The organism is Nonomuraea sp. NPDC049378 (genome assembly GCF_055586745.1).
On record NZ_JBVJHP010000008.1, the window covers coordinates 284093 to 310363 of the forward strand.

General features: G+C 71.4%; 26 protein-coding genes. 12 read left to right on the forward strand and 14 right to left on the reverse strand.

Annotated features, from left to right (window positions below):
* The first annotated feature begins 26 nt into the window (after positions 1-26).
* The 4 genes from ACZ6SA_RS19640 to ACZ6SA_RS19655 all read left to right on the forward strand — a co-directional run bounded on the left by ACZ6SA_RS19640 (position 27) and on the right by ACZ6SA_RS19655 (position 3469).
* Complete coding sequence (locus ACZ6SA_RS19640; RefSeq protein WP_443153526.1) at positions 27-452, forward strand: hypothetical protein; 426 nt, start codon at positions 27-29, stop codon at positions 450-452.
* Between the two features lie 44 nt (positions 453-496).
* Positions 497-1225 carry an FHA domain-containing protein gene (locus ACZ6SA_RS19645; protein ID WP_347619813.1) on the forward strand — a complete coding sequence of 243 codons (729 nt, stop codon included), beginning with the start codon at positions 497-499 and terminating at the stop codon, positions 1223-1225.
* A 33-nt stretch (positions 1226-1258) separates the two neighbouring features.
* Complete coding sequence (locus ACZ6SA_RS19650) at positions 1259-1630, forward strand: arsenate reductase family protein (protein WP_347647822.1); 372 nt, start codon at positions 1259-1261, stop codon at positions 1628-1630.
* Positions 1631-1792: 162 nt separating this feature from the next.
* Positions 1793-3469 (forward strand): glycosyltransferase family 2 protein, encoded by a 1677-nt coding sequence (locus tag ACZ6SA_RS19655; RefSeq protein ID WP_465829386.1) that lies wholly within the window; start codon positions 1793-1795, stop codon positions 3467-3469.
* Positions 3470-3492: 23 nt separating this feature from the next.
* On the opposite strand, the gene ACZ6SA_RS19660 is transcribed toward ACZ6SA_RS19655, so the two are convergent.
* Together ACZ6SA_RS19660 and ACZ6SA_RS19665 are read right to left on the reverse strand one after the other, a co-directional pair.
* The gene (locus ACZ6SA_RS19660) at positions 3493-4764 is read right to left on the reverse strand and encodes a sensor histidine kinase (RefSeq protein ID WP_465829388.1); all 1272 of its coding nucleotides are present in this window, start codon (positions 4762-4764) and stop codon (positions 3493-3495) included.
* 120 nt (positions 4765-4884) lie between these two features.
* The gene (locus ACZ6SA_RS19665; RefSeq protein WP_465829390.1) at positions 4885-5724 is read right to left on the reverse strand and encodes an alpha/beta fold hydrolase; all 840 of its coding nucleotides are present in this window, start codon (positions 5722-5724) and stop codon (positions 4885-4887) included.
* 111 nt (positions 5725-5835) lie between these two features.
* Between ACZ6SA_RS19665 and ACZ6SA_RS19670 the strand changes: the two genes are divergently transcribed.
* From ACZ6SA_RS19670 to ACZ6SA_RS19685, 4 genes are all read left to right on the forward strand, one after another.
* Complete coding sequence (locus ACZ6SA_RS19670) at positions 5836-6444, forward strand: TetR/AcrR family transcriptional regulator (protein WP_347647818.1); 609 nt, start codon at positions 5836-5838, stop codon at positions 6442-6444.
* Positions 6445-6571: 127 nt separating this feature from the next.
* A complete protein-coding gene (locus ACZ6SA_RS19675; RefSeq protein ID WP_465829393.1) occupies positions 6572-7924 on the forward strand; it encodes an MFS transporter in 1353 nt (450 codons plus the stop codon).
* Between the two features lie 9 nt (positions 7925-7933).
* Complete coding sequence (wrbA, locus tag ACZ6SA_RS19680; protein WP_347647816.1) at positions 7934-8542, forward strand: NAD(P)H:quinone oxidoreductase; 609 nt, start codon at positions 7934-7936, stop codon at positions 8540-8542.
* The gene (locus ACZ6SA_RS19685) at positions 8539-9210 is read left to right on the forward strand and encodes a DUF4386 family protein (RefSeq protein WP_347647815.1); all 672 of its coding nucleotides are present in this window, start codon (positions 8539-8541) and stop codon (positions 9208-9210) included. Before wrbA ends, ACZ6SA_RS19685 begins: the two co-directional genes overlap by 4 nt.
* Before the next feature lie 56 nt (positions 9211-9266).
* Here the strand turns inward: ACZ6SA_RS19685 and ACZ6SA_RS19690 are convergent, their stop codons facing one another.
* From ACZ6SA_RS19690 to ACZ6SA_RS19725, 8 genes are all read right to left on the reverse strand, one after another.
* Positions 9267-9536, reverse strand: a complete 270-nt coding sequence (locus ACZ6SA_RS19690) for a GlsB/YeaQ/YmgE family stress response membrane protein (RefSeq protein ID WP_347647814.1) — start codon at positions 9534-9536, stop codon at positions 9267-9269.
* Positions 9537-9652: 116 nt separating this feature from the next.
* Positions 9653-10423, reverse strand: a complete 771-nt coding sequence (locus tag ACZ6SA_RS19695; protein WP_347647813.1) for a GolD/DthD family dehydrogenase — start codon at positions 10421-10423, stop codon at positions 9653-9655.
* A complete protein-coding gene (locus tag ACZ6SA_RS19700; protein ID WP_465829397.1) occupies positions 10420-11004 on the reverse strand; it encodes a ribose-5-phosphate isomerase in 585 nt (194 codons plus the stop codon). Before ACZ6SA_RS19700 ends, ACZ6SA_RS19695 begins: the two co-directional genes overlap by 4 nt.
* 30 nt (positions 11005-11034) lie before the next feature.
* Positions 11035-12804, reverse strand: coding sequence for a dihydroxyacetone kinase family protein (locus tag ACZ6SA_RS19705; RefSeq protein WP_465829399.1), 1770 nt, complete (start codon positions 12802-12804; stop codon positions 11035-11037).
* A gap of 43 nt (positions 12805-12847) precedes the next feature.
* On the reverse strand, positions 12848-13870 hold the full coding sequence (locus ACZ6SA_RS19710) for an NAD(P)-dependent alcohol dehydrogenase (protein WP_347647810.1): 1023 nt from the start codon (positions 13868-13870) through the stop codon (positions 12848-12850).
* Positions 13871-13907: 37 nt separating this feature from the next.
* Complete coding sequence (locus ACZ6SA_RS19715; RefSeq protein ID WP_443153721.1) at positions 13908-14948, reverse strand: substrate-binding domain-containing protein; 1041 nt, start codon at positions 14946-14948, stop codon at positions 13908-13910.
* Positions 14949-15003: 55 nt separating this feature from the next.
* Positions 15004-16023 (reverse strand): ABC transporter permease, encoded by a 1020-nt coding sequence (locus tag ACZ6SA_RS19720; RefSeq protein ID WP_347647808.1) that lies wholly within the window; start codon positions 16021-16023, stop codon positions 15004-15006.
* On the reverse strand, positions 16020-17567 hold the full coding sequence (locus tag ACZ6SA_RS19725; protein ID WP_465829402.1) for a sugar ABC transporter ATP-binding protein: 1548 nt from the start codon (positions 17565-17567) through the stop codon (positions 16020-16022). The genes ACZ6SA_RS19720 and ACZ6SA_RS19725 overlap by 4 nt, the downstream gene beginning before the upstream one ends.
* Before the next feature lie 412 nt (positions 17568-17979).
* Between ACZ6SA_RS19725 and ACZ6SA_RS19730 the strand changes: the two genes are divergently transcribed.
* Entirely contained in the window at positions 17980-18738 is a 759-nt protein-coding gene (locus tag ACZ6SA_RS19730) for a DeoR/GlpR family DNA-binding transcription regulator (RefSeq protein WP_347647806.1), read from the forward strand.
* Positions 18739-18757: 19 nt separating this feature from the next.
* Here the strand turns inward: ACZ6SA_RS19730 and ACZ6SA_RS19735 are convergent, their stop codons facing one another.
* Genes ACZ6SA_RS19735 through ACZ6SA_RS19750 form a run of 4 tightly spaced genes read right to left on the reverse strand, consistent with a single transcriptional unit; the run spans position 18758 to position 22646 of the window.
* A complete protein-coding gene (locus ACZ6SA_RS19735; RefSeq protein ID WP_347647805.1) occupies positions 18758-19354 on the reverse strand; it encodes a GTP-binding protein in 597 nt (198 codons plus the stop codon).
* Positions 19335-19685: a DUF742 domain-containing protein gene (locus ACZ6SA_RS19740; protein WP_201760457.1), complete on the reverse strand. Its 351-nt coding sequence runs from the start codon at positions 19683-19685 to the stop codon at positions 19335-19337. The genes ACZ6SA_RS19735 and ACZ6SA_RS19740 overlap by 20 nt, the downstream gene beginning before the upstream one ends.
* Positions 19682-20107 carry a roadblock/LC7 domain-containing protein gene (locus tag ACZ6SA_RS19745; RefSeq protein WP_347647804.1) on the reverse strand — a complete coding sequence of 142 codons (426 nt, stop codon included), beginning with the start codon at positions 20105-20107 and terminating at the stop codon, positions 19682-19684. Before ACZ6SA_RS19745 ends, ACZ6SA_RS19740 begins: the two co-directional genes overlap by 4 nt.
* A complete protein-coding gene (locus tag ACZ6SA_RS19750; RefSeq protein WP_465829406.1) occupies positions 20088-22646 on the reverse strand; it encodes a sensor histidine kinase in 2559 nt (852 codons plus the stop codon). The genes ACZ6SA_RS19745 and ACZ6SA_RS19750 overlap by 20 nt, the downstream gene beginning before the upstream one ends.
* A 476-nt stretch (positions 22647-23122) precedes the next feature.
* Between ACZ6SA_RS19750 and ACZ6SA_RS19755 the strand changes: the two genes are divergently transcribed.
* The 3 genes from ACZ6SA_RS19755 to ACZ6SA_RS19765 are packed head-to-tail and all read left to right on the forward strand — an operon-like array spanning position 23123 to position 26258.
* The gene (locus tag ACZ6SA_RS19755) at positions 23123-23902 is read left to right on the forward strand and encodes an IclR family transcriptional regulator (RefSeq protein WP_443153511.1); all 780 of its coding nucleotides are present in this window, start codon (positions 23123-23125) and stop codon (positions 23900-23902) included.
* Positions 23899-25206 carry an aspartate aminotransferase family protein gene (locus tag ACZ6SA_RS19760; protein WP_465829408.1) on the forward strand — a complete coding sequence of 436 codons (1308 nt, stop codon included), beginning with the start codon at positions 23899-23901 and terminating at the stop codon, positions 25204-25206. Before ACZ6SA_RS19755 ends, ACZ6SA_RS19760 begins: the two co-directional genes overlap by 4 nt.
* On the forward strand, positions 25203-26258 hold the full coding sequence (locus ACZ6SA_RS19765) for an ABC transporter ATP-binding protein (RefSeq protein ID WP_465829410.1): 1056 nt from the start codon (positions 25203-25205) through the stop codon (positions 26256-26258). Before ACZ6SA_RS19760 ends, ACZ6SA_RS19765 begins: the two co-directional genes overlap by 4 nt.
* Positions 26259-26271 lie beyond the last annotated feature (13 nt).

Here is a 26271-nt window from a genome sequence, read left to right on the forward strand (position 1 = left end):
AACACCGAAACGGGGAGGAATGCACCATGATTGTTCGACGGGCCGCGATCGCGGGGGTCTTCACCCTGGGCCTCCTGGCCGCCGTCGCACCCGCCGCGCAGGCCGCTGGGGACGGCAGCCCGTGCGGCAAGGCGTACAAGCACGGCACCTACAAGGTCCAGAACTGCCCTGACTGGTCGCCGAGCGGGAGCATCCCGGTCTACAAGTCGGCGAAGAAGGGCACGGTCGTCGGGTACATCAATCCGGCGGGCAACGACTGGTATCTGTGCGAGAAGGTCGGCGCCCGCTACGAGCTCGGCCGCTACCACAACTACTGGTGGGCGGCCACCATGGCCGACAACAACCGGTGGGGCTACGTGAACGAGGTCTATTTCCGCGGGGGCGGAAACGACGAGCCCGACGCGGGCCTGCGCACCTGCCGCGGCCCCGGCGGCAAGCCGTTGCCTGAGTGACGTGACCTCGACACCCCCATCCGATCCCGAGTAAGGTCCCCCCGATGCACAGCACGATCCTGATCCAGATGGCGGCCACGCCGACCGACGACCGGCCGTACTCTCTGGAGCTCGGGCCGGGCGAGCAGGCGTTCTTCGGGCGCGGCACCCCGGGCTCGCCGGTGGACATCGTGCTGGACGACCCCGCGGTCTCCCGCCGCGCCGGCAAGATCGTCGCGGTGGGAGACTACTGGCTGCTGTCCAACCTCAGCACGTCGAAGACGTACGTCGTGGAGAACCCCGAGGGTGGCGGGGAGTTCGTGAAGGTGCAGCCGGGACGCGTGGGGGCGCCGATCTCGTTCGAGTTCTCCCGGGTGAGCCTGCCCGCGGTCGACGGCACGGTGTCGTTCCTGGTCTTCGCGCCGCAGCACGTGCACGTGCCGCCGGGAGGCGCCGACGGCGGCGCGGCCACGCAGGTGGCCTACCCCCTCGACCAGAACGCCAAATACTTCCGCATCCTCGTGGCGTTGTGCGAGCCGCGCCTGCGCGACCCGTCGACCTCGCGCATCCCGACCATCCCCGAGATCGCCGAACGGCTCCCCGACCTGGGTCTGAGCCGCACCGCCATCGGCTTTCACATCGGCTATCTGGCGGAGAAGAAACTGCACGTCAAGAGCCCGCAGGGCGGCGACGGGAAGGCCGACTGGCAGCGCCACGCGCTGGTCTCGCTGGCGCTGAGGTTCGACCTGGTGACCAGCGAGCATCTCGCCCTGCTTCCTGTGCCCCGCCGCTGAACGAAGGGCGGCTGATGGGGGATCATCGGATCCATGGAGATCTGGATCAATCCCGCCTGTTCCAAGTGCCGCTCGGCGCTGTCGATCCTGGATGCCGAGGCCGCCTCGTACACCGTGCGCCGCTATCTCGACGATCCTCCGACGGAGAGCGAGATCCGCGAGGTGCTGGCCAGGCTCGGCCTCGAACCGTGGGACATCACCCGCACGGGCGAGCCCGTCGCCGACCGGCTCGGCATGGCCTCGTGGCCGCGCGAGCCCGGCGACCGTGACCGCTGGATCGGCGCGCTGGCCGCGAACCCCGTCCTGATCCAGCGCCCGATCATCACGGCCGACGACGGGAGCGCCGTGATCGGGCGTACCGAAGAGGCCGTGAGGTCCGTGACACGGCGAAGCGACGAAGCCTGACGGCGCTCCGCCGGGAGCGGGCTTCCTGTGAGCTTGCTGGCAGGAACGACCTGGGGCGATGCGGTGGAAAAGTATCCTGACTGATGGGTTTCGCCAGGAAGGTGGCGTAATGTAATGCGCCGTCCGCCACCCCGAGCCGACTGTCAGAGGAGCACCACGCGCATGTCCGACAATCGTCCCGGCCTCCCGCACCCCCCGGAAGATCTGGTGCCGGACGGTGGTGTGCGGCGCGTGCGCGGCAACGACTACCGCGTTCTGCAGCCGCAGGAGCAGTTCACCCCCGAGCTGCGGGTCAGCGTGATCATCCCGGCCTACGGCGCCCAGGACAAGCTCGACCTGGTGTTACAGGGCCTGTCGCGGCAGACGTACCCGGCCGCGCTGACGGAGATCATCGTCGTCGACAACGGCACCTCGCCCCCGCTGCGCCTTCCCGGGGGCACGGCGGCCCGCCTGACCGTCTGCGACAAGCCGGGCCGGGCCTGCGCCCGTAACGCGGGGCTCGCCGAGGCCACCGGCGACGTGATCTTCTGGCTCGACTCCGACGTGGTGCTGACGCCGGGCGCGATCGAGGCTCACATGCGCTGGCACCACACTGCTCCCTACCTCTCGGTGACCAGCTACATCAGGTTCACCGAGGCCCCGCTGCCCGAGGTGCTGCCCGACGACCTGGAGGCGGCGTTCGAGCCGGCCGCGCCGCACGCCTGGCTCGTCGGCCTGGTGGAGCGCACCGACGGGCTGACCACCAACTCGCCGCGCCCGTTCAGCCTCCACGTCGGCGGTGCCACCTCGGTCAACGCCGGCCTCGTCCAGGCGGCCGGACCCATGGACGACGACCTGATCGTCGGCCAGGACACCGAGATGGGCTTCCGCCTCCACCAGGCGGGAGCGGTGTTCGTCCCCGAGCCGCGGGCCCGCGCCTACCACCTCGGGCCGACCATGCGGATGCGGCAGCAGAAGAGCATCGACCGGGTCAGCCACGCGTTCGTCGCCGACCGCATCCCGGCCTACCAGTGGCTGCGCACGCACCCCGCGCGGGAGTGGCAGGTGCCCTACGTGACCGCCGTCGTCGACGGCACGGCCGGGTACGAAGCCGTCCGCGCCAGCGTGGACGCGCTGCTCGCGTCGACCGTCGTGGACCTGTCCGTCGTCGTGGTCGGCCCGTGGGACACGCTCGACCGCGACCGCCGCGCCCCGCTCAACGACCCCAACCTCGACCTGGTGCTGGTCCACGGCCACTACGAGCACGAGAGCCGGGTGCGCCTGGCGACCGCGGAAGAGGTCGACCCGCGCGTCCCGTTCGTGCTGCGCCTGTCGGCGGGCTGGGCGCCCGGCGAGGACAGCGTGGCCGTGCTGCTCGACCTGGCCCGCGTCGAAGGGCTCGGCCTGATCGAGGCGGTGCTCGACGATCCGGCCGGCGACGCGGTGCCGGCCAGGCTGGAGCGCGTTTCCGCGTTCGCCCGCGCCCGGCTCGTCGCCCGGGAGGGAGAGCCGCTCGACGCCGCCGTGCAGGCCGTGTCGGGCGTACGGCGGGTCAAGGGCGACAAGCACGGCTTCACCCGCGAGCCCGGCGAGCTGCCCGGGCGGCGCAGCGCGTACAAGGCCAGGATCCAGGCCAAGGCAGAGGCGGCTCGGCTGGCCAGGGAGTCGGAGCGGCTGCGCGCGCAGGTCACCAAGTGGCGGGACGAGGCCGCGCGCTGGCGCAGGAGCACCGTGGAGTTGCGCCGCGAGGTCGGCACGCTGCGCCGCGAGCTCCACGCGGCCCAGAAGGCCCAGCGCGACATGCGCACCACCCTGGCCGGCACCGTGAAACGGGCCCTGGGCAAGCGGCTGCGCGGCTGACCAGGCGGGGCCCCGGCTCCGGCTCAGGACCCGCAGGGGAGGCTGACTCTGAGGGTGGTCGGTCCGCCCTGAGGGCTGTCGAACGCGAACGTCCCGTCGTGCGCCTCCGTACGGCGCCGGATGCCGCTGATCCCCGACCCGCCGTTCTCGTCGGCCCCGCCCTTCCCGTCGTCGGCGACCTCGACGTGCAGCAGGTCATCGTGGCGGCGCACCCGGATGTGCGCCCGCCGGGCCCCGCTGTGCTTGGCGACGTTGGTGAGTGCCTCGGCCACCACGAAGTAGGCTGTGGCCTCGACGGACATGGCGCACCTGACGGGAATGTCGGCATCGATCGTGCACGGCAGCGGGAAGGTTGTGGCCAGGCCGTCGAGCGCGTCGGCCAGCGACCGTTCGGCCAGCAGCGGCGGCAGGATGCTCCGCACGACCCCGCGCAGCTCGGTGAGCGCCTGCTCGGCGGCGCCCTGGGCCTGGTCGAGGATGTCCTCGGCGGCGGCCGGGTTGCGCGCCACGGCGCGGCGGGCCGCGCCGACCAGCACGTTGACGGCGACGAGCCGGTTCTGCGTGCCGTCGTGCAGCGACCGTTCGATCCGCCGCAGCTCTGTGGCGTGCGCGTCCAGCGCGGCGGCACGGGTCGCGGTCAGCTGCGCCACGCGCACGCCGAGGTCGGCGTCGGGATCGGGGGCGAGGAGCCGGCGTCCCGGCCAGGCCTGCAGCCACGCCATGGCCGGCGAGAAGATCATGGTGAGCGCGATCCACACCGGAGCCACCAGGACGATGGACAGGGCGCTGGGCACGTCGTCCACGGTCCAGAGCCCCAGGCCGCCGTCGGAGGCCTCGCCCGGCGGCAGCAGCCACCACCACGCCCAGAACGTGGCGTCCTGCAGGGCTTTGATGGGCAGGGTGAGGCCGACCGAGCCGAGGAACAGCCCGAGCGAGGCGTGGGTGACCACCCAGGCGAGTTCCCTGCGCACGGTACGGTCGGCCAGCGCGGCGCGCAGGCCGTCGGGTAACGGCTCGGGGGTGATGAGCTCCTGGCCCCAGTCGGCGAGCCGGGAGCGCTCCCGATTCGCGACCGCGCGCAGCCCGTGCAGCGCGGCGGGCACCAGCAGCAACCCCACGCCGATCACGGACGTGAGCGCGGCGGCGACCAGCATCATGAGCGTCAACAGCGCCAGGACCCCCGTGCCGAGCCCGCCGATGAGGCGTTCGAGCGCGTCCAGGGTGGCCCGGCCACGGGCGAACACGCCCCGTCGAGCGGCAGGCCTCCTGCGGTTCGCGGCATCGCGGGTCGGCATCCGCATCTCCTCAACCAGACGACAGGCCCAGGCCGCGGGAGATCACTGCCAGGGACCACAGCAGGCTACACCTGTGCTTATCGCCTTGTTGGGGGCTAAGTCAGGGCATGCCGGGCGTTGTCAGTCGAGGAACGCTGCCACGGCGCTCACGAAGTGGCCGGCGTCGTCGAGCCACGGGAAGTGGCCGGCGCCGGGCTGGACGGTGAGCGTGGCGTTCTTGAACAGGCCGGCGTACTCGATCATGGCGGGGAGCGGGGCGGCGACGTCCACCTCCCCGGCGAGCAGCAGGACCGGGCCCTCGAATGCGGCGAGCGCCGCGCGGGTGGCGGCGGGGTCGAAGGCCCCCTCGGCGCCGAACGCGGCCGCCGCCTCGTCGTTGCGCCGCTCCTCGTCGGCCGCGTGGTGAGCCTGGGCCGCCGCGTCCCACCGGCCGTAGGTGAACGGCGTGATGGCCTCCCAGTCGTCGGCCGTGGCCGTGCCCGCCGTGGCCGCCTCCAGGCCGGCGTACGCCCGCGCGAACCAGGGCTCGCCCGCCCGCAGCCGCGCGGTGTCGTGCCGCCACTCGCCGGCGATCTCGATGCCGACCGCCCGCGTGCTCGGCGTGATCAGCACGAGCCTGCCGGTGTGCTCGGGATGCCGGGCCGCGTACCGCACCGCGAGGTTCGCGCCGGCGGAGTGGCCGAGCAGGTCGATCCGGTCGAGCCCGAGGTGCAGGCGGAGGGCCTCGACGTCGTCGACGAGGCGGTCGCAGCGGTAGGCGGAGGTGTCCGCGGGCGTCTCGGACCCGCTGGCGCCCCGGGGATCCAGCATGACCAGGCGCTTGCGCCCGGACAGGCCGCCGAGCTCGCCGAGGCAGGCCGAGGGCAACATCGGGCCGCCCGGCAGGCAGATCAGCGGCGACCCGTCACCGTACACGTGGTAGGCGAGCACGGCGCCGTCATGCGAGGTCAGGGAAGGCATGATCCAGATCCTGTCAGCGCCGTTCCGGCCAGGGCAACGGCTTTTCCGCCGTCCGGAGCCGCACTTCAGGAGTAAAGTGCACATGATGCGCAGTTACTAGGAAGGGGGGCCATGCCACCGGCGATCGACGACCCGCACAACGCGCGCAGCCGGCGCACCCGCGACGCCCTGCTCGCGGCCACCAGGGAGATCCTGGAGAGCGATGGTTTCGACGCCCTGACCATGGCTGAGGTCGCCGAGCGCGCCGGCGTCTCCCGGCGCGCGGTCTACCTGCACTTCCGCTCGCGCACCGACCTGGTCACCGCGCTGTTCGGCTATGTGGCCGGCCAGGAAGGGCTGGCCGGGTCGCTGGCCGAGGTCTGGGAGGCCGCCGACGCGACCGAGGCGCTGCGGGCGTGGGTGCGCCACCTGGTCCGCTATCACCCGCGGCTGGCCGCCATGAACCACGCGCTGGACCGTGTCGATCCCCAGGACCCCGACGCCGCCCGGCACAGGAGGACGGTCGCGACCGCCCAGATGGACAACTGCCGCCGCATCGCGGCCCGGCTCGCCGACGAGGGCCGGCTCGCGTCTCCCTGGACCGCCGACACGGCCGCCGACATGCTCTGGAGCCTGATCTCGACCGACCTGTTCAACCGCATCATGGTCGATCGCGGCTGGCCGGAGGAGCGGGTCCTGGAGCATCTGCTCGCGGTCTACGAGTCGGCGTTCGTCCGCTGAGCCGCACCTGGCCTGCGGCCGGGAATCCCTCGTTCTAGGACGTCTTCTCTGGTTTCTCTTGCACACAACTTCCCATGCTGTGTAGTTTCCGAACTGCACAGCATGAGAAGTTCGGGGGATCGGGCGAATGGACGGGGAGACCTCGCGGGACCGGTGGTGGCTCGTGGCCGCGAGCGGGATCGCCGTGTTCATGACCCAGCTCGACGCCACGGTCGTCACCGTCGCCATCCCCACCATCCAGGAGCGGATGGACATCGGGCCCAGCCTCGCCCAGTGGGTGGTGCTGGCGTACACGCTGCCCCTCATCGCCCTGACCGTGCCGAGCGGGCGCTGGCTGGACGGCGTCGGGCCGCGTACCGCCCTGGTGCTGTCCGTCTCCGGCTTCGGCGCCGCGAGTGCCCTGGTCGGGCTCGCTCCGGGCATCGCGTGGCTGATCGCCGCACGGGCCGTGCAGGGCGCGTTCGGTGCCGTGCTGCTCGCGCTGATCTCCCTCCTGGCCACGATCGCGGTACGCGAGCAGGCCCGAGGCAGGGCGATGTCCCTGGTGCTGCTCCTGGGCGCGCTGGGCGGGATGAGCGGCCCGGTGCTCGGCGGCCTGCTGATCGAGACCCTGGGCTGGCCCTGGATCTTCTACCTCAACGTGCCCGCGAGCGTTCTCGTGATCGCGATCGGGATGACGCAGCTGCCCCCGGGCGGCCGGCCACGCCTGCCCGACCGGGTCTGGGCCGTCGAGGCAGGGCTGCTCGGCGCCGCCGCCGTGGCGCTGCTGCTCGCCCTCTCGCTCGCCGGCGGATCGGGCGCCGGCTGGGTCGCGCTCGCGGCGGTCGCGGTGCCGTTCGTGCTGGTGTGGCTCCGCTTGCCGGGCAGCCGCCCGGTCGTGGACCTGCTGCGCTCACCCGGGGTGGCCGCCCCGCACCTGGCGCTGCTCGCCGAGATGGCGGCCGTGATGGCCGTGCAGTTCCTGATCCCGTTCCACCTGCAACGGGTCGCGGCGGTCCCGCCGGCCCAGATCGGGCTGACGATGCTGGCCTTCCCCGTGGCGATGTTGCTCACCGGGCCGGTCGGCGGCGCGCTCGCCGACCGCTGGAAACCCGTGCGGGTGGCCCGGCTCGGGACGGTGGTCGTGACCGCCGGGCTCGCGCTGCTCATCCCGCTCGGCTCCGACTGGGGACCGGCCGACCTGGCCTGGCGGCTGGCCGTCGCGGGCGCGGGCGCCGGCCTGTTCGCCGGCCCCGACCAGGCCATGGCCATGGCCGGCACGCCCCGGCACCTGCTCGGCACCACCGCCGCCACGACGAGCCTGGCCCGCCAGCTGGGCGTGGCTCTCGGCCCGGCACTGGCCACCGGCGTCTGGGCCTTCTCCGGCTACGACCCGCAGGGAATGCGCCTGGCCATCGCGCTCGCCACGGCGCTGGCCTGCGCCAGCGTGCTGGCACTGACCTGGCCGGCCCGCCGGCCGCTGATCCGCACCACACAGTGAAGGAAGACCATGTCCGAACCCGTCAAGACCGCCGTGATCTACTACAGCTCCACCGGCAACGTGCACAAGCTCGCCACCGCTCTCGCCGAGGGAGCGGAGAAGGCCGGCTCCGACGTACGCCTGCGCAAGGTGACCGAGCTGGCCCCGCCCCAGGCCATCGCGAGCAACCCGCAGTGGGCCCAGCACGTCGAGAGCACCCGCGACGTCGCCGAGGCCGGCGTGGACGACCTGCTCTGGGCCGACGTGGTGCTGCTCGGCACGCCCACCAGGTACGGGGCGATGGCCAGCCAGCTCAAGCAGTTCATCGACACGACCGGCCCTGCCTGGCAGAAGGGGCTGCTGGCCGACAAGGTCTACGGCGCCTTCGGCTCGGCCGGCACCCGGCACGGCGGCCACGAAAGCACCCTGCTCTCGCTGTACACGATCTTCTACCACTGGGGCGGCATCATCGTCCCGCCCGGATACACCCACTCCATCCAGTTCCAGGTCGGCACGCCGTACGGCACGACCCACGTCGGCGGTGACGGCGAGCCCGGCGAGCCCGCCCTGGAGAGCGGCCGCTACCAGGCGCGGCGCGCGGTCGAAACGGCGGCGAAGCTCAAGGCGGGCCGCAGTTGACCCCTGACCGCCGGATCGCCGGGTGGTCCGGCGTTCTGGCCGGCGCCGGTCTGGCGGTGGAGGCCGCTCTGTGGACGGCCAGCGGCTGGAGCCCCGCGACGTTCGCAGATCCGGCCGCTGCCCTGGAGTTCCTGCGCGCGGAAGGCGGAGTGCTGCGCCTGGCGATGCTCTCGGGGTTCGTCAACCTGGTGTTCCTCGTGGTGTTCGTGGCGGGACTGGCCGCCCGGCTCAAGGACGGCACGCCCACACTCGCGTCGGCGACACTCTGGTTCGGCATGATCGGCATCATCACCCACGTGCTCGTGCCCCTGAACCATTGGTACGGCGTGCCCGCCTTCCTCGCCGCCGCCACGCGGGAGCCTGAGGCGGCGCAGACCGCCTGGACGGCCTATGCCGTCGTCGGCCATGACGCGCCGAGCGGAGCGGGCAGCCTGTTCCTCGGGCTTTCGATGGTCACGGCGGGCTGGGCCGCGATCGCCGGGCGGGCGCTGCCGGCGTCACTGGGTTGGCTCGGCCTGGTCACGGGCTGCGCCACCGTGCTGACCGTCTTCGCGCCGGACACCGTTCTGTCCGGAGTGGCGGGGGCCGTGGCCATGCCCTCGCTGCTGCTCGCCGTCGTCTTCCGCGTGTGGGGTGGGATCGCCCTGATCAGGACGCCGGCACTCTGAGGCCCACGCGTGACGGGGACGGGCGGCCGCAGGCGCCCGTCCGTCGCCCTTGTGCGTCACTTGCGGCGCCTGCCGTACATGCCGACCGACAGCGAGACGCCGAGCGCGGCCAGGGCGACCTGGATGCCCAGCTCGATCCAGTCGACGCCGCCGGTGTCGGCGACCCCCAGAGCCGCCGCGATGGCCGTGCCGATCAGCGCGGCGACCACGCCGATCACGATGGTCAGCCATATGGGGATGCGCTGTCGCCCCGGAATGACCAGGCGCCCCAGTGCGCCGATCACGATGCCGATGATGAGCCCGGAAATGATGCCGGTGATCTCCACGCTGAACTCCCGAAACTCGGTGGGTCCGCCTGTCTCTTCAACGATCGCGCGGTGACGGTGGTTCCTCCAGCCGCCGGCCGGACACAGGGCCCTTCCGCTCCGGATCCCCGCACCGGTCAGCGGATCGTGTAACCGCCGTCCACGAGGATGTCCGCGCCGTTGATCATGTCGGCGCCGTCCGAGGCGAGGAACAGCGCCGTGGCGGCGATCTCCTCGGGACGGGCGAAGCGGCCTGCGGGGATCTGCGCCTTCAACGCGTCGCCTTTGGGCCCCTCCCACGCTTTGCGGCCCAGGTCGGTGAGCACCACGGTGGGGGAGATGGTGTTGACCGTCACCCCGCGCCCCGCCCACTCGGAGGCGAGCACCTTCGACAGGCCGACCACGCCGAACTTGGAGGCGCAGTACGCGGCGTGCTGGTCCAGCGCCACGGTGGCGGCCTGTGACGCCATGTTGATGATCTTGCCGCTGCCGGCGGCCAGCATGTGCCTGCCGACGTCCCGGCACATCAGGAACGTGCCCTTGAGGTTGATGTCGATCGTCCGGTCGAACGCGTTGACGTCGAGCTCCTCGGCCGGGGCCAGGATCGCGACACCGGCGCTGTTCACCAGGATGTCGATGCGGCCGAAGGCGTCCACGACGGCGCCGGTCGCCGACCTGACCGCGTCGGGATCGGCTACGTCGCACGCGAACCCGGCGTGGCCCGCTCCGAGCTCCTTCGCCTTCGACCCAGCGGCCTCGTGGTCGATGTCGACCACGGCGACCCTGGCTCCCTTGGCCGCGTACGTGGCGGCGATGGCGGCGCCGATGCCCGACGCGCCGCCGGTCACCAGCGCCACCTTGCCCTGCAGCCCGAACGTGAGATCGAGGTCCTTCTCCGCTGCCGTCATGAGCACTGCTCCTCGCTGTTGGTCTGTACGGCCTGCTTGTCCTGTTCGTCGCCGGTGACGAGGGACGAGTGCACCAGTTCCTCGCCCAAGCGCAACGTCTCGGCCTGGTCGGCCAGGTCGTGTCCCGACTCGTAGTTGAGGAGGGTCCTGACCTTGGCCGCCGAGCTGGAGCTGGCGTCGAAGCGGTAGCCGAGCCACTCGCTCGCCAGGCGGCGGGCCAGTTCCAGGCCGACGACCCGCTGCCCGAAGCAGAGGATCTGGGCGTTGTTGCTCAGCACGGACCGTTCGACCGAGAAGCTGTCGTGCGCCGTCACCGCGCGGATGCCGGGCACCTTGTTGGCGCTGATCGCGACGCCCAGCCCGGTGCCGCACACCAGCAGCGCGCGGTCGGCCTCGCCGGCGGCGACCATGCGGGCCGCCATGACGGCGATGTGCGGATACGGTGTCGTGTCGTCGGCCCCGACCCCGATGTCGACGACCTCGGCCACTCTGGCGTCGTCCTCCAGGTCGGCCTTCAGGACGTTCTTGTACTCCAGGCCGGCATCGTCGGAACCGACGATGATCCGCCATTGGTGAGGCATGGCCCCCCCATCCCTTCCTCTTCGTACGGCTCAGCGGGCGCGCTCCAGCACGTCCGCGACGGCGAGGGCGCACAGGGCGAGCGACGTCGCGCCCGCGTCCGGGGTCCCCACGCTGCGTTCGGCGAGGGGACGCGCCCGGCCCACCCGGGGACGCAGGCCGGCGGTCGCCTCGGCCGCGGACTTGCACACCCGCGCGGATTCCCGCCAGGCGGCGGGCAGCTCCGACCCGGATCCGACGCGGCCGGTCAGCGCCTCGCAGAACGGGACGAACGCATCGACCATCGTCTTGTCACCGGGCTGCGCCTTCCCGAGGTCGAGCAGCGCCTTCAGCCCTGCCGCGACGGCGTCCGCGACATCGCGGCCGGTGATCTTCTCCCGGTCGTCGCCCAGTTCCCGCCCGACAGCGCACAGCACGGCGCCCCAGAGCACGCCCGACGTGCCGCCGGCTTTCGCGGCCCACGCCTCGCCCGCCGCGAGCAGGACCGACTGCACCCCAGCGCCCGCTCCTGCGGCCTCCCGGCCGGCGGCGAGCGCGGCGGACGAGCCCTTGACCATCCCGCGCCCGTGATCTCCATCGCCGGCCACGGCGTCGATGCGCCCCAGCTCGGCCTCGGCCGCTGCCATGGCGGCGGCCATCGCCTCCAGTGCGGAGACGGCGACCTGGGCACTGGCGCGGGAGGCGGGCGAGCCGGGCGGAGGCGCGGGCACGGACGGCTCCGCCGGGTCGTCCGGGCGCCCGTGGCGGCGGTCACCCGACCCGGCATCACCGGGCGCCGCCGTGCGGCGGGTCGTCGTACGCGCCTCCACCAGGCCCCTGCGGAAGGCCGGGGTGTCGGCGGGCGCGCACCACAGCCGTTCCAGCTCGTCGTCGAGGAATACCAGGGTCAGGGAACAGCCGGCCATGTCCAGGCTGGTGACGAGCTCGCCCACCTCCGGCGCGACGACCTCGAGCCCCTGTTCGGAGAGCAGCCGGGCCACGGTACGCCAGACGACGAAGAGCTCCTCGTATTTCGTGGTGCCGAGGCCGTTCAATATCGCGGTCACCCGATTGCCGGAATCGGCGGGCTTCTCCGCGAGCACGCCGGACACCAGCCGCCTGGCCAGCTCCGCGGCGGGCGGCAGCACGTCCTCTCCCACGCCGGGCTCGCCGTGGATGCCGAGACCCACGCCCATACGTGCGGGAGGGACGGTGAACAGGGGCGCGGTCCCGCCGGGCAGAGTGCACCCGGCGAAGGCCACCCCGAGCGTGCGGGTCCTGTCGTTGGCGTGGCGGGCGACCCGTTCGACCGCGTCCAGATCGTAGCCCTCCTCGGCGGCGGCTCCCGCGACCTTGAACACGACGAAGTCCCCGGCGATCCCCCGGCGTGCGCCGAGCTCCGACTCCGGCGCGCTGGCGATGTCGTCGGTGACGAACACCACGCGGGTGTCGATGCCCTCTTGGCTCAGCCGCTGCTGGGCGAGGGTGAAGTTCATGACGTCGCCGGCGTAGTTGCCGGTGGAGAAGAGCAGGCCGGCGGTGCCGGCGGCGGCTCTGCCCACCGAGTACGCGTCCCGCGCCGACGGCGAGGTGAAGATGTTGCCGACGACGGCGCCGTCGGCGAACCCGTGCCCGACCACGCCGCAGAAGGCGGGGTAGTGCCCGGAGCCGCCGCCGACGACGACCGCGACCTTGCCCGGCGGCGTCTCGGCGGCGCGTACGACACCGCCCGGCACGCCGGTCACGGTGTCGCGGTGCACGTCCAGGAAACCGGCGAGCATGTCGTCGGTGAAGGTGCTGGGGTCGTCGTACAGACGGGTCATCGGGATTGTCCCTTCAGTCGCGACGGGCGAGCGCGCCGGCGTGTCATCGCTGGGGGTTGATCACGGACTTGACGGCGAGCGGGTCGCGTTCGGCGGCGAGCAGCGCCGCTTCCGACTCAGCGAGGGGGAAGTGGCCGGTGACGAGGCTGTCGACGTCGACCCGTCCAGAGGCGGCGAGCGCGATGGCCGTGGGCCAGGTGTTGGCGTAGCGGAACGTGCCCGTGATCTCGATCTCGCGGCTCTGGACGAAGGTGAGCGGCAGCGGCAGCCCGTCGTCGCCCATCCCGACCAGCACCGCGCGGCCCGCCCTGCCGAGGATGCGCAGTGCGTCGGTCGTGGCGCCCGGGTGGCCGGAGCATTCCAGCAGCACGGTGGGCTCGAGGCCGGCCTCGCCGAGGGGCGTGTCCTCGACGTTGACCGTGGCGGTCGCGCCCAGGTTCTGGGCGAGTTCGAGCCGGTGCGGGTTGAGGTCGGCGACCACGATCTCGGTGGCGCCGAAGGCGCGGGCGCACTGCGTCGCCACCAGCCCGATCGGTCCGGCGCCGGTGATCAGTACGCGGCTTCCCGCTCCCACGCGGCCCTTGCGGCAGGCCCAGACCCCGACCGACAGCGGCTCCAGCAGCGCGGCCGCGTCGTCCGAGATCGAGTCGGGCACCGGATGGGCGAAGGCCGCGTGTACGGTGACGAACCCGGCGAGCGAGCCGTCGATCGGCGGCGTCGCGAAGAACCGCATGCCGGGGCAGAGGTTGTAGCGGCCGGCGAGGCACTCCCGGCAGGTCAGGTCGGGCACGCCCGGCTCGACGGACACACGCTGCCCGATCCGGGAGGTCTCCACACCGGGCCCCACGGCGGTGACGAGGCCCCCGGACTCGTGGCCGAGGACCATGGGTCGCTCCACCACGAAGTCGCCGATACGGCCGTGCTGGTAGTAGTGGACGTCCGAGCCGCACACGCCCACCGCATCGACCCGTACCAGCACCTCGCCGGGTCCGGGCTCGGGGACGGGACGCTCCTCGATCGCCAGCTGCTGGATGCCACGCAGGACCGCTGCCCGCATCGTCGTCATGGAGGACCTCCTCGTTGCTCGGGCCGGATGGGACGGCCTACTTGGCCGTCTCCTCGTTGGCGATGTCGCCGGTCTTGAGGTTCGCCTCGATCAGCGCGGGCAACTGCTGGAGGAACTGGTCCTTCTTGGTGACCACGTGCTCCATGTAGGTGTCGACGTTGTCCTGGGTGACCTTCGGCATGAGGTAGACGGGGTTCTTGTCGACCTCCTCACCCTTGGCGATCTTGGCGGCCACGGCCAGGCCGGTAGCCAGCTCGACGGTGCCGTGCTGCAGGTTGGTGCCGATGAAGTCGCCGCTCTTGACGGCGTTGAGCCCGTCCTCGATGCCGTCGACGCCGACGATCGGGATCTTGACGCCGGCCTCGCGGGTGGCCTGCAGGGCGCCGAGCCCCATGTCGTCGTTCTCCGCGACGACGCCGTCGATCTTGTCGCCGAAGCTGGAGAGCCAGTTCTTCATCTTGTTGACGGCCTCGTCGCGCTTCCAGTTGGCCGTGTCCTTGGCGAGGATCTTGATGTCGGGGTACTTGGCCAGGACGTTCTGGATGCCCTTGGTACGGTCGATCTCCCCCGACTGGCCCAGCGGGCCCTGGAGGACGACGATGTTGCCCTTGCCGTCGAGCTCGTCCGCCATCATCTGCATCTCCTGCTCCCCGGCCTTGACGTCGTCGGGCAGGACGGTGCCGGCCAGGTCCTTGCTGTCGAGCCCGGCGTTGACGGCGAGGAACGGGATGTTCTTCGCCTTGGCCGCGGCGACCTGCGGGCCGAGCGAGTCGGCCTGGACGGGGACGACCATGATGGCGTCCACGCCGGCGTTGACGTACTGGTCCACCTGGCTGGCCTGGGTGCTGACGTCCAGGTTGGCCGAGTTCCAGAGGACCTCGATGTCGTTGGCCTTGGCGTAGGCGTCGATGCCGGCCTTCCCCGCGGTGATGAAGGACGACATGTCGTAGACGCTGATGCCGACGCGGAGCTTTCCCTCGCCGGACGCGCCGGCGTTGGGGTCGCCCGCGCCGCAGGCGGAGGTGGTCAGCAGGGTCGCGCTCGCGGCGGCGAGGGCGAAGGCACGCAAGCTTTTCATGCGCATGGATGCTCCATTGGTGCGTTTCGTGCAGGTCTGTTGGGGAGGTGGGGCGTCAGCCCCTGCGTTTGGCGGACCAGACGTCCACGGTGACGGCGGCGACGATGAGCGCTCCCTTGATCACGCTCTGCCAGTAGGCGGGGACGACGAGGATGTCGAGGCCGTTGTTCAGCGTCTGGATCAGGAACAGGCCGAGCGCCGTGCCGAGGATGCTGCCCCGGCCGCCGAGCAGGCTCGCGCCGCCGATGACGACGGCGGCGATGGCGTCGAGCTCGTAGCCCTCGCCGAGGTTGGGCGGGCCGGAGATGACCCTGGATGCGAGCATCACGCCCGACAGCCCGGCGAGCAGACCGCTGAGCGCGTAGACGCTGAACAGGATCCGGGTGGTCTTGACGCCGGCGATCTGCGCCGCGACGGGGTTGCCGCCCACGGCGTAGACGCGCATCCCGTACGAGGTCCGCTTCATGATGAGGGCGAGCGCGACGATGCCGACGATCATGACCACGACGGGGATCTGCAGGCCGAAGATCTTGTTGTTGGCGATCTCGCCGAAGTTCTGCGGCAGGCCGTTGATCGGCGCGCCCTGGCCCACGACGTACGCCAGGCCGGACGCCGTGGTCAGCATGCCGAGCGTGGCGATGAAAGGCGGCACGTTCACTTTCGAGACGAGGAAGCCGTTGACCGCCCCTGCCGCGAGCCCGACCAGCATGGCGACCAGAAGGGCCAGCCAGAGCCGTTCGGGATGGCCCTTCACGGTGTAGGCCGCGGTCATCGCGCTGAGCGCGATGATGCTGCCCACCGACAGGTCGATCCCGCCGGTGAGGATGACCAGCGTCTGTCCCAGCGCGATGAGCGCGAAGGGCGCCGCCGCGATGGCGATCGTCTGGAGGTTGTCCAGCGTGCCGAACCGGGCGCTCCGATAGCTGAAATAGGCGATGATCAGGAGCATCACCACCACCATCGAGTGGCGGATCAGCTGGTCCCGGACCCATGGTCCGGACAAGCGCCAGGTCAGGAGCCGAGCGGCCGCTCCGCCGGGCTTCGTAGGCTCCTGGGCTGACTCCTGCGTAATCATCGGCCCTCCTTCTCGGTGTGTCGGGGCGCGAGGCCGCCCTTCGCGTTCAGTCCGGCGGCGTACCTGAAGATCAGGTCCTGGACGTGGGGTGAGGACAGCTCCTCGCGGGTGAGCTCGCCCGCGACCGCTCCTCCGCGCATGACGAGCGCCCGGTGGGCGAGGCTGAGGATCTCGGGCATGTCGGAGGAGGCCATGACCACGGCCATCCCGGAGGCTGCGAGCTCGGTGATGATGCGGTAGATCTCGCTGCGCGCGCCGACGTCGACGCCGCGGGTGGGCTCGTCGAGCAGCAGGACGTTGACGCTGCCGGTCAGCCAGCGCGCCAGGACCACTTTCTGCTGGTTGCCGCCGGAGAGCGTGCCGACCTGCTGTGACAGCCCGCGGCTGCGCAGCTTGACCGACTCCATCGCCGCGCCGACCTGCTTGCCGCGACTGCGCTGCCGCAACCAGCCGGCGACGGTGAAGCGGGACAGGCGGGGCAGGGAGCCGTTGTCCAGCACGTTCATGGTCAGCACGGCCCCGGCTCCCTTGCGGTCCTCAGGGACGAGGGCCATGCCGCTGGTGATGGCGGCAGCGGGAGCGTTGCGCTTGACGGGCTTGCCGGCGACGGTGACAGTCCCCGCTGCGCTTCTGCGCACGCCGAAGATCGCTTCGAGAAGTTCGGTACGGCCGGCCCCCACGAGCCCGGCCAGCCCGAGGATCTCGCCGCGGCGGACGGTGAGGTCCACCGGCCGCGGATAGCCGCTGACGTGCAGCCCGCTGACCTGAAGGGCGACCTCGTCACCCGGGGGGTGCAGGTCGGGGAAGAACCCTTGCAGTTCGCGTCCGATCATCGCGTGGACGATCTCGTCGTCGGTGATGTCGCCGATCGGCCGGTCGAGGACCAGCCCTCCGTCGCGCAGCACGACCACCCTGTCCGCCAGGGCGCGGATCTCCTCCATCTTGTGAGTGGTGTAGAGCATGGCGACGCCCTGCTCCCGCAGCCTGCCGATGACGGCGTAGAGCCGTTCGACCTCGCGTTCGGAGATGGCCGAGCTGGGCTCGTCCAGCAGCAGGATCCGGGCGCCGCCGCTCGTGCTCTTGACGATCTCCACGAGCTGCCGCAGGCCGACCGGCAGCCGCCGCATCGTCGCCTGCGGGTCGATCTCCACGCCGAAGACGCTCAGGAGCTCGCGGGCCCTGCGCGCCATCGCCCGCCGGTCGAGCAGCCCTGCCCGCGTGCGCAACTCCCGGCCGATGAACAGGTTCTCGTACACCGTCATGTCCATGATCGGCGCGAGCTCCTGGGGGATGATCGCCACTCCGTGCCGGTGTGCCGCCTGCGGGTCGGCGTGGGGCAGGGGCTCGCCGCCGACCAGGACCCGGCCTCCGTCCGGCTTGACCTGGCCAGACGCGATCTTCATCAGCGTCGACTTGCCCGCGCCGTTCTCTCCGGCGAGGGCGGTGACAGAACCGGCGTCGAGAGCCAGAGAGACGCCTTTCAGCACGGGCACGCCGCCGAATGCCTTGGCCAGATCTCGGCACTCCAACGCGACATCTTCCACGAATGATCTCCAGACCCGGCCTGGCGGCTCGGTGTTTGGTCGGGGTCCACCCGGGGACGGTGGCGGTCCGGAACGGGTCCGGACACGTGCGGAAGGTGCCGGTGCGAGAAGCCGGTCCAGGTCAGGATGGCCGGCGCTCGCCCGACGGGCTCCGAGCGAGATCCCTTTTGTTTGCTTGTGTGAACATCACACGAAACGACATCCCAGTGTCAAGAGTGCGTTACCCATTCGATACATCCTGCACGTCCTCGCCCCTGCGCCCTCCTGACCAGCAGAAGGCGGCATTACCCAGCCTTGAACAAGCCGGCCGCATCCTCTATCGTTCACTCGCCAGCAGGTCCACGGCGTCTCCGGATGAGGCTGCGGGTGTGACAGTTGACAAGACTGAACAACAAGGGAGAACGAAGACGGCATGGGCGTCAGGAGCAGCGTGGACCTGGAGAGCAGGCGTCAGGCTCTGGCCGACCTGCTGTCGTCCAGCGGCAGTCTGCGCATAGAAGACCTGGCCGCCCGCTTCGAGGTCAGCACCATGACCATCCGCCGGGATCTGCAGGCGCTGGAGGACGAAGGCCTGGTCCGCCGGGTGCGCGGCGGCGCCGTCAGCTCGGCGCAGCCCTTCGAGGCCCGTAAGAGCCGGGCATGGAGGGCCAAGGAGGAGATCGCGCGGAAACTGACCAGCCTGGTGCCCTCGGGCGGGGTGGGCATCTGCATGGACGCCTCGTCGACGCTGGCCGTGCTCGCCGGCTCGATGCCTCCCGCCGACAACCTCTCCGTCGTCACCGACGGGATCGAGACCTTCCTGACCCTGACCAGGAACCCACGCGTACACGCCTATCTGACCGGAGGTCAGAAGGACCCCAACGCGGGCAGCCTCGTCGGTCCCCTGACCTCACTGACGCTGAAGCAGTTCTCGTTCGCGCGGGCGTTCCTGTCCGCCGCCGCCATCGACCCGCACTTCGGCACCAGCGAGTTCAGCGCGGAGGAATGCGAGATCAAGCGGCTCATGGCCGAGCTGTCCGAGCACGTCGTCATGGCGGTCGACTCGCAGAAACTCGGCACGGGAGCCGCCGCCCGCTGCCTGCCCTGGGACGGGATCGACCTGATGGTCACCGAGCTCGATGTCTCCGACGACCGGCTCGACCCCTACCGCGACCACGTCGAGCTGCTCTGACCCCGCCCCTGCGCCGCCGCTACGGCATCCCGCGTCCTGCGCCTTCCACCGCGTACGTGACCAGCGTGGTGAGCACGTCCCTGACCGACGTGCGGTCGCGCACGTCGCAGAGCACGATCGGGACGTGCGCGGTCAGCCCGAGCGCCCGCCGTACCTTGGCCGGGTCGTGGCGGCGGGCGCCGTCGAAGCAGTTCACGCCGACCACGAACGGGATGCCGCGCTGCTCGAAATAGTCCACCGCGGGGAACGAGTCCTCCAGGCGGCGGGTGTCGGCGAGCACGACCGCGCCGAGCGCGCCGAGCGCGAGCTCGTCCCACATGAACCAGAACCGGTCCTGCCCGGGGGTGCCGAACAGGTACAGCCAGAGCCCCTCGCGAATGGTGATGCGGCCGAAGTCCAGTGCCACGGTGGTGGTGCTCTTGGACTCCACCCCCGAGACGTCGTCCACCCCGACGCCGCGCTCGCTCAGCAGTTCCTCGGTGTGCAGCGGCCGGATCTCGCTGATCGTGCCCACCATGGTCGTCTTGCCGACACCGAACCCGCCCGCGACGAGGATCTTGATGGCCAGCGCCGAGGTGACCGCGGTCGCCCCCGGCTCATAGGCTGCGTAGTCCATCCAGCACTTCCCTGTAGATGTGTTCGTCGATCGTCTGCGCGACCGGGCGCGGGCGCTCGATGGTGACGAAACCCTCGCGCCGGAGGTCACCCAGGATCACCCGGGTGACGTTGAGCGGCAGCCGGAGGTGCGCCGCGACGTCCGCCACCGGCGTCGGTCTGCGGCACACCGACAACACGGCCCGATACTCCGGGATCAGGTCCGCGAGAGTGTGCGGGCCGCCGACCGTCGTGACGATGGCCACCAGGTCGAACGTCTCGCCCTGCGGGCGCGCTCTTCCCCCGGTCAGGCCGTACAGCCGGATCAGCGGCCCGGGATCCTGGCCTGTCACGGCCGCGAGCCGTTCCAGGCGGGTGCCGGTGCCGCTCCTCTCGGCTGCGCGGAGAGGTGCTCGCCGACCCTCTTGACCATGAGCGCCATCTCGTACGTGACCATGCCCAGCTCGGCGTCACTCGCGGCGAGCACGGCCAGCCGCGCGCCCTGACCGGCGGCGGTGACGAACAGGAAACCACCCTCCATCTCGATGATGGTCTGCCGCACGCCGCCCAGGTCGAAGTGCCGTCCCGCGCCCATGGCGAGGCTGTGGCTGCCGGCGGAGATGGCGGACAGGTGCTCGGCGTCCTCCCGGGTCAGCTCCCGGGAACCTCCCATGGCCAGTCCGTCGGAGGACAGCACGATGGCGTGCCGGATGCCGGGGACGCGCTGGGTGAGGTCGTCGAGGAGCCAGCTCAGTTCACTTCTGGGGTCGGGCATCGGGATGGTCGTCCTTTCGGTTCCACATGTCGGCTCCGTGCTCGACGTGGCGGCGTCCTTGCCGCCAGCCCTGCTGCATGGACGACATGAGTTGTGCGAGTTCCTCAGGCGAGCGCGCCGATACCGGTCGCCGCGCAGGGCCTCCGGTGGAACGCAGCTGGGGAGCCATGCTTGCCTGCGGTATCCGCATCGGCAGCCCGTCGAGGTCTTCGTCCGCGTCCTGAGCCGGCACCGTGACGCTCCAGTCGACGGGCGGTCCTGGCGGGTGGGTGGCGGAGGGGGGAGCCTGCCATGGGACCGGCCCGGAGATAGGTCCCGGGATCGGCCCGGAGATTCGCCTAGAGACAGGGCCGGAGACAGGGCCGGAGACAGGGCCGGTCAGCGGCTCGTCCGCCGGCCGGGCCGGGTCGCCGCGTCTCGGCGCGGGCACGGCCTCGAACCAGGTGGGTCGTGCGGGCTCGGGAGAGGGACCGGCCGGATCGGCGTGCTCGCCGGGGACGCTCGCGCCGTTCACCCCGTCCGGCCGTTCGGGAGCCGCGGACACGGTGCCAGAAAGGGCGCCGGAAAGTATGCCGGAGGGAGGGCCGGCGGGCGCCGTGCCGAGCGCCCGCGTCGGCTTGCCCGCGCGGTCTCCCGCGGTGACCGAGGGGTTGCCGGCCTCGGCGAGCAGGACGGTGGGCAGCAGCACGATCGCGGTGGTCCCGTCGTACGGCGAGGGGCGCAGCGAGACCTTGATCCCGTGCCGGGCCGCGAGCCTGGCCACCACGAAGAGGCCGAGCCTGTCGCTGTCGGCCAGGTCGAACTCGGGCGGCTCGGCCAGCCGGGCGTTGTACTCCTGGATCACGGCCTCGGGCAGCCCCAGCCCTCGGTCCTCCACCTCCAGGGCGAAGCCGTTGGCCGCGGTCATGCTGCGGATCTGCACGGTCGTGTCGGGTGGGGAGAAGACGGTGGCGTTCTCGACCAGCTCGGCGACCAGGTGGATCACGTCGGTGACGGCCGCGCCGACGAGCAGCGGGGCGTCCGGCATGGGGGCGACGGAGACGCGGGTGTAGTCCTCGACCTCCAGCACGGCCGCGCGCACGACGTCGAACAGCGGCACCGGGTCGCGCCAGCGGCGGGCGGGGGCGGAGTCGGCCAGGATGATCAGGTTCTCGGCGTGCCGGCGCATGCGGGTGGTGAGGTGGTCGAGCTTGAACAGGTCCTCCAGGACCTCCGGCTCCTCGACGCGGCGCTCCATGGTGTCGAGCAGCGAGAGCTGGCGGTGCAGCAGCGCCTGGTTGCGCCAGGCCAGGTTGAGGAAGACCTGGCTGACGCCCTTGCGCAGGGTCGCCTGGCCCACCGCGGCCTCGACCGCGGTGCGGCGTACGGCGGAGAACGCGTTGACCACGCGGTCGACCTCGGCCGTGTCGGCGGGGGCGAGGCCGGGCGCCTCGGTGGCCGGGTCGACGTCCTCGCCGCGGCGCAGCCGCGCGACCAGCCGGGGCAGCCGCTGCTCGGCCAGCTCGACCGCCGAGGCCTGCAGCCGTTTGAGCTCGTCGATCAGGGACTGGCCGAACCGGTACGACAGGGCCAGCGACGCGACCATGGCCGCCAGGCCCAGCAGCAGGACGAGCCCGATCCGCCAGTAGGCGCCGGTCTTCTGCCCCTCGGCCTCGGCGGCGGCGCGGGCCAGCTCCTCCTGCGTGTCACGGTTGATCGTGTTGAACACGGCGTCGGCGTCGCTCTTCCACCGGGCCGGCTCGACCGGCGGCGCCCCGTTGGTGTCCCAGCTGAACAGCTCGTCCTCGACCTCGACCAGCCGCTTGTAAGCAGCGCTCGCGACCAGCTTGTCGTAGTCGGCCCGCAGGTCGGGGCCGGCGTCGCGTTCGGCGTTGGCGAAGACGAGCCGGCGGCTGGTCATCGCGGCGACGAAGGCGGCACGGTCGGTGGCGGTCATCTTGCGCTGCACGATCGTGCTGGTGAGCACCGCGTGCTCGCGGCCCAGGTATTCCGCGGTGGTGTTGTAGGCGGCCATGCCGCGCACCGCGCGGTAGGAGGAGACGCTGCTCAGCGCGTCGCGGTCGTCGAACTGCCCGTTGGCGACGCTGATCAGGTTGTCGTACGCCTGGATGATCGTCAGCGGTGGGGCGAGCACGCCGCCGTCGGCGGAGGCCCGCAGCGACTGGAGCCCGTCGAGCGCCTGTACGAGCGCCTGCACCTGGGCCGGGGTCTCGGCGCCCGCGGACTCGACGTCGACGGCGCCGATGACCTCGCGTAGGCGTTCGACCTTCTCGTCGGTGACGTGCCGCTGCTCGGCCAGGGGCGCGTACGTCGCCGTGCTCTTCGGCGCCTCAGCCGAGAGCTGGCGTTCCCGCTGCAGCTCGACGATCAGTTGTAACAGGGGCGAGCCGATGGCTTCCCAGCGGTCCTGGGTCTGGGAGACCTCGACGATCTCCTCCACGCTGGAGTAGGCGATGAACCCCCAGAGGGCGACCATGGACACGAGCGGGAGCAGGAGGATCCTGAGCAGCTTGGTGCGGAGAGGTGGGGGCGAGCTCATGCATCTTGTCCAATTCCGCGCGTGATGATGCGCCGCTGGCAGTCGCAACCTGGTACCGGCCCCCGAGAATCCCGTCACGACTGGTACGCCTGTGGTCCGTCCACTATGCCGATGGGGCAGATGTACTTCAAGCAACAGATGTGAACATTCGTCCCGAATGGTGTGTTGACTCTTTGTCAGCACACGATTCGTGAAGGTAACCCTGGGTGAGGATCACGGACGGTGATTCCGGGGCCGCGTTTCCTTACCGGAAGGCCTTATCCGTAAGGCTTCACGGTCACCATGTTCGCCCCCTCCGCCACGGTTCGGCCGAGTCACGCCGGCGATGTCCGGGTGCTCGCTGCCTGCGCGACGGCGGGGTTCCGTTCTGCCCCGATTCAAGGGACGATGCGGTAGGAACCGGGCAAAACGGTCAGGCAACGGTTTTTGGTCTGCTCTTGACGTCCGGATAGGGACGTTCCTAAGTTGGCCTCCCAATGAACGCAAAGACAGTTCCACTGAGTGGAAGCGAATCCCGCACCAGCTACCTCGCCCGGTTGCTCGACGTCCTGGACGTCGCGGTCACCCACGACCGCGCCCCCCTGCAACTGGGCGAGATCGCCGCGGCGGCGGGCGTACCGCCATCGACCGCGTCGAGGCTGGTCGCGCTGCTCGTCGAGCGCGGATTCCTGGTACAGCTGGACAGGTCCGGCTACGCCGCGGGGCCCAGGCTGCTGCACCTGTCGGTGCGCACGCTCGACCAGATGCACGCCGCCGACCGGCTGAAGGCCTCCGTGGAGGCCCTGGCCGAGCAGACCGGCGAGAGCGCGAGCGCGGGGCTGCTGGTGGGCGACGAGATCGTGCTGGTGGCGCGGAAGGAGCCCGCGCACTCGCTGCGGGCCGTGGCGCGCGTCGGTGACGTGCTCAACCCGCACACCTCGGCCATGGGCAAGGCCGTCCTGGCGATGTTGCCGGCGCAGCGGCGGCTGGAGGTCCTCCGCACCGCCGTCGGCGACCGGGCCGAGCAGGCGCTGCGCGAGACGGAGGCCGAACTCGCCACCGCCCGCCGGGAGGGGTTCGCCGTCGACGAGGAGAGCTACGCGGTCGGCCTGCGCTGTCGCGCCGCCGCGATTCTCGACCGGTCGGGACACGCGGTGGGCGGCATCTCGATCGCCGGGCCCGCGGCGCGCTTCACGCGCGAGAACGCCAACGCCTGCGTGCCCGCGCTGCTGGCCGAGGTCAAACGGCTGTCCCTGGAGATCAGGAGAAACAATTGAGCACGTCGCAGACCCTCTACGAGCGCGCGAGCCGGTACGTCCCCGGCGGGGTGCATTCCAACACCCGCTTCCAGGCGCCGCATCCCGTCTATTTCCACCGTGCCGAGGGCGCGTACCTGTGGGACGTCGAGGGCGAGCGTTACCTCGACTGCACCATGGGCAACGCCTCGGTGATGCTCGGCCACGCCCGCCCCGAGGTGGACGCCGCCGTCGCCGGCGCGGTGAGCCGCGGGCTGACCACCGGCGTGGAGACCGAGGCCGCGGTGACCGCGGTGGAGCTGCTCGCCGGGATGATCCCGGATTTCGGCCGGGTCAGGTTCGCCAACACCGGCACCGAGGCGCTGATGCACGCGCTCACGATCGCCCGCCACCACACCGGCAGGGAGCGGGTGGCCAAGGCCGAAGGCGCCTACCACGGCTGGTTCGACCCGCTCTGGGTGTCGACCTGGCCCACCCCCGACCAGGTCGGGCCCGCCGACCGGCCGGCCGCGCCCCCCAGCTCCGCCGGCCTGTCGCGCTCGGCGCAGGGCACCGTGGTGCTTCCGTGGAACGACGCGGCCGCCACCGAGCGGCTGCTGCGCGAGCACGCCTCCGACCTGGCCGCCGTGGTCGTGGAGCCCGTGCTCATCGACATCGGTTTCATCCCGGCGACCGGCGAATACCTGCGGCTGCTCCGCGACCTCACCGCCGAGCTGGGCATCGTGCTCGTCTTCGACGAGCTGCTCACGGGCTTCCGCCTGGCGCCGGGCGGCGCCCGCCAGGTCTACGGCATCACCCCCGACCTGACCACGTACGGCAAGGCCATCTCCAACGGTTACCCGCTGGCGGCGGTCGAGGGCCGCGTGGACCTGCTGGCCGCCACCGACCCGTCGAGCGGCGGCCCGGTCGGCTGGGTCGGCACCTACAACGGGCACGGCTCGGCGGTGGCCGCGGCCGCGGCGACCCTGCCGCTGCTGGCCGACGGCTCGGCCCAGGCCCGCCTCGACCGGCTCGGCGGCCTGGTGCGGGACGGCTTCGCCGAGTTGTCGCGCACGTACGGCATCCCGGCCGTGGTCGCGGGCGGGGGCGGCCACTTCCAGCCGTACTTCCTGTCGGAGCCGGTCACCGGCTACCGCACGGCCATGGTCAGCGACCCGGCCCGCTACGCGATCCTGCACCGCGTCGCGCGCGAGCACCGCATCCTGCTCCCGGCCAAGCCGCTGCTGCACGCGGCGCTGTCCACCGCGCACACGGAGGCCGACGTCGCCGCCCTGCTGAAGGCGGCCGAGGAGGCGTTCGCGGAGATGAGGAGGAGGACGACATGACCGGTGCCGCGACCAGCAGCGGGCCCGATGCCGAGCTCCGCGGCATCCGCAAGGTCTACGACAACGGCGCCAGAGGCGTCGAGCAGGTCGACTTCACCGTGGCCAAAGGGGAGTTCTTCTCCATGCTGGGCCCCTCGGGCTGCGGCAAGAGCACGACGTTGCGCATCCTGGCGGGGCTGGAGGAGCCCACCTCGGGCGAGGTGCTGATCCGGGGCGAGCCGATGCGGGGCCGTCCCGCGCACCGGCGCCCCACGAACATGGTCTTCCAGCGCCTGGCCCTGTTCCCGCACCTGACCGTGGCCGACAACATCGCGTTCGGGCCGAAACTGCGGCGCAGGCCGGCCAGGCAGGTGGCCGAGATCGTCGGCTCGATGCTGGACCTGGTGGACCTGGCCGGGTACGGCAAGCGCTACCCGGCCCAGCTGTCGGGCGGCCAGCAGCAGCGGGTGGCCATCGCCCGCGCGCTGGCCAACGAGCCGGCCGTGCTGCTGCTCGACGAGCCGCTGGGCGCGCTCGACCTGCGGCTGCGGGTGCAGATGCAGCAGGCGCTCAAAAGGATCCAGCACGACTCGGGCACCACGTTCGTCTACGTCACCCACGACCAGGTGGAGGCGCTGACGATGTCGGACCGCATGGCGGTGATGAACGAGGGCCGCATCGAGCAGATCGGCCCGCCGGCCGAGCTCTACCGGTCGCCGGCCACCACGTTCACCGCCACCTTCCTCGGCGACACGAACCTTTTCGAGGGCGTGTACGAGGGCGGCCTGCTGGAGTCGGAGGGCATCGGCGTCAAGGTGGCCAGGCCCGGCCGCGCGGTGTCCGTACGGCCCGAGCACGTCGCCGTAGGCAAGGGCTTGACCTGCGCAAACCGCTATCACGGCCGCCTGGAGGACGTGATCTTCCAGGGTGCGAGCACGCGTTACCACGTACGCCTGGCCTCCGGGGTCCTGGTGATCTCCGAACGGCGCGAAGAAGCCGGATCCACCCTGACGGTCGGCGACGAGGTCGAGACCGGCTGGGACGTGGACGCCGGTGTCGTCCTCGACCACTGAGGGAGTTAGATCG

What these genes read in the sequence shown, in the direction of transcription:
- ACZ6SA_RS19735 (WP_347647805.1), bottom strand. Translation starts at nt 19,354, where the DNA reads ATGGACTACGCAGCCTATGAGCCGGGGGCGACCGCGGTCACCTCGGCG.
- ACZ6SA_RS19715 (WP_443153721.1), bottom strand. Translation starts at nt 14,948, where the DNA reads ATGAAAAGCTTGCGTGCCTTCGCCCTCGCCGCCGCGAGCGCGACCCTG.
- wrbA (WP_347647816.1), top strand. Translation starts at nt 7,934, where the DNA reads ATGTCCGAACCCGTCAAGACCGCCGTGATCTACTACAGCTCCACCGGC.
- ACZ6SA_RS19645 (WP_347619813.1), top strand. Translation starts at nt 497, where the DNA reads ATGCACAGCACGATCCTGATCCAGATGGCGGCCACGCCGACCGACGAC.
- ACZ6SA_RS19675 (WP_465829393.1), top strand. Translation starts at nt 6,572, where the DNA reads ATGGACGGGGAGACCTCGCGGGACCGGTGGTGGCTCGTGGCCGCGAGC.
- ACZ6SA_RS19750 (WP_465829406.1), bottom strand. Translation starts at nt 22,646, where the DNA reads ATGAGCTCGCCCCCACCTCTCCGCACCAAGCTGCTCAGGATCCTCCTG.
- ACZ6SA_RS19640 (WP_443153526.1), top strand. Translation starts at nt 27, where the DNA reads ATGATTGTTCGACGGGCCGCGATCGCGGGGGTCTTCACCCTGGGCCTC.
- ACZ6SA_RS19720 (WP_347647808.1), bottom strand. Translation starts at nt 16,023, where the DNA reads ATGATTACGCAGGAGTCAGCCCAGGAGCCTACGAAGCCCGGCGGAGCG.
- ACZ6SA_RS19705 (WP_465829399.1), bottom strand. Translation starts at nt 12,804, where the DNA reads ATGACCCGTCTGTACGACGACCCCAGCACCTTCACCGACGACATGCTC.
- ACZ6SA_RS19710 (WP_347647810.1), bottom strand. Translation starts at nt 13,870, where the DNA reads ATGACGACGATGCGGGCAGCGGTCCTGCGTGGCATCCAGCAGCTGGCG.
- ACZ6SA_RS19655 (WP_465829386.1), top strand. Translation starts at nt 1,793, where the DNA reads ATGTCCGACAATCGTCCCGGCCTCCCGCACCCCCCGGAAGATCTGGTG.
- ACZ6SA_RS19670 (WP_347647818.1), top strand. Translation starts at nt 5,836, where the DNA reads ATGCCACCGGCGATCGACGACCCGCACAACGCGCGCAGCCGGCGCACC.
- ACZ6SA_RS19650 (WP_347647822.1), top strand. Translation starts at nt 1,259, where the DNA reads ATGGAGATCTGGATCAATCCCGCCTGTTCCAAGTGCCGCTCGGCGCTG.
- ACZ6SA_RS19665 (WP_465829390.1), bottom strand. Translation starts at nt 5,724, where the DNA reads ATGCCTTCCCTGACCTCGCATGACGGCGCCGTGCTCGCCTACCACGTG.
- ACZ6SA_RS19700 (WP_465829397.1), bottom strand. Translation starts at nt 11,004, where the DNA reads ATGCCTCACCAATGGCGGATCATCGTCGGTTCCGACGATGCCGGCCTG.
- ACZ6SA_RS19745 (WP_347647804.1), bottom strand. Translation starts at nt 20,107, where the DNA reads ATGCCCGACCCCAGAAGTGAACTGAGCTGGCTCCTCGACGACCTCACC.
- ACZ6SA_RS19695 (WP_347647813.1), bottom strand. Translation starts at nt 10,423, where the DNA reads ATGACGGCAGCGGAGAAGGACCTCGATCTCACGTTCGGGCTGCAGGGC.
- ACZ6SA_RS19730 (WP_347647806.1), top strand. Translation starts at nt 17,980, where the DNA reads ATGGGCGTCAGGAGCAGCGTGGACCTGGAGAGCAGGCGTCAGGCTCTG.
- ACZ6SA_RS19660 (WP_465829388.1), bottom strand. Translation starts at nt 4,764, where the DNA reads ATGCCGACCCGCGATGCCGCGAACCGCAGGAGGCCTGCCGCTCGACGG.
- ACZ6SA_RS19765 (WP_465829410.1), top strand. Translation starts at nt 25,203, where the DNA reads ATGACCGGTGCCGCGACCAGCAGCGGGCCCGATGCCGAGCTCCGCGGC.
- ACZ6SA_RS19755 (WP_443153511.1), top strand. Translation starts at nt 23,123, where the DNA reads ATGAACGCAAAGACAGTTCCACTGAGTGGAAGCGAATCCCGCACCAGC.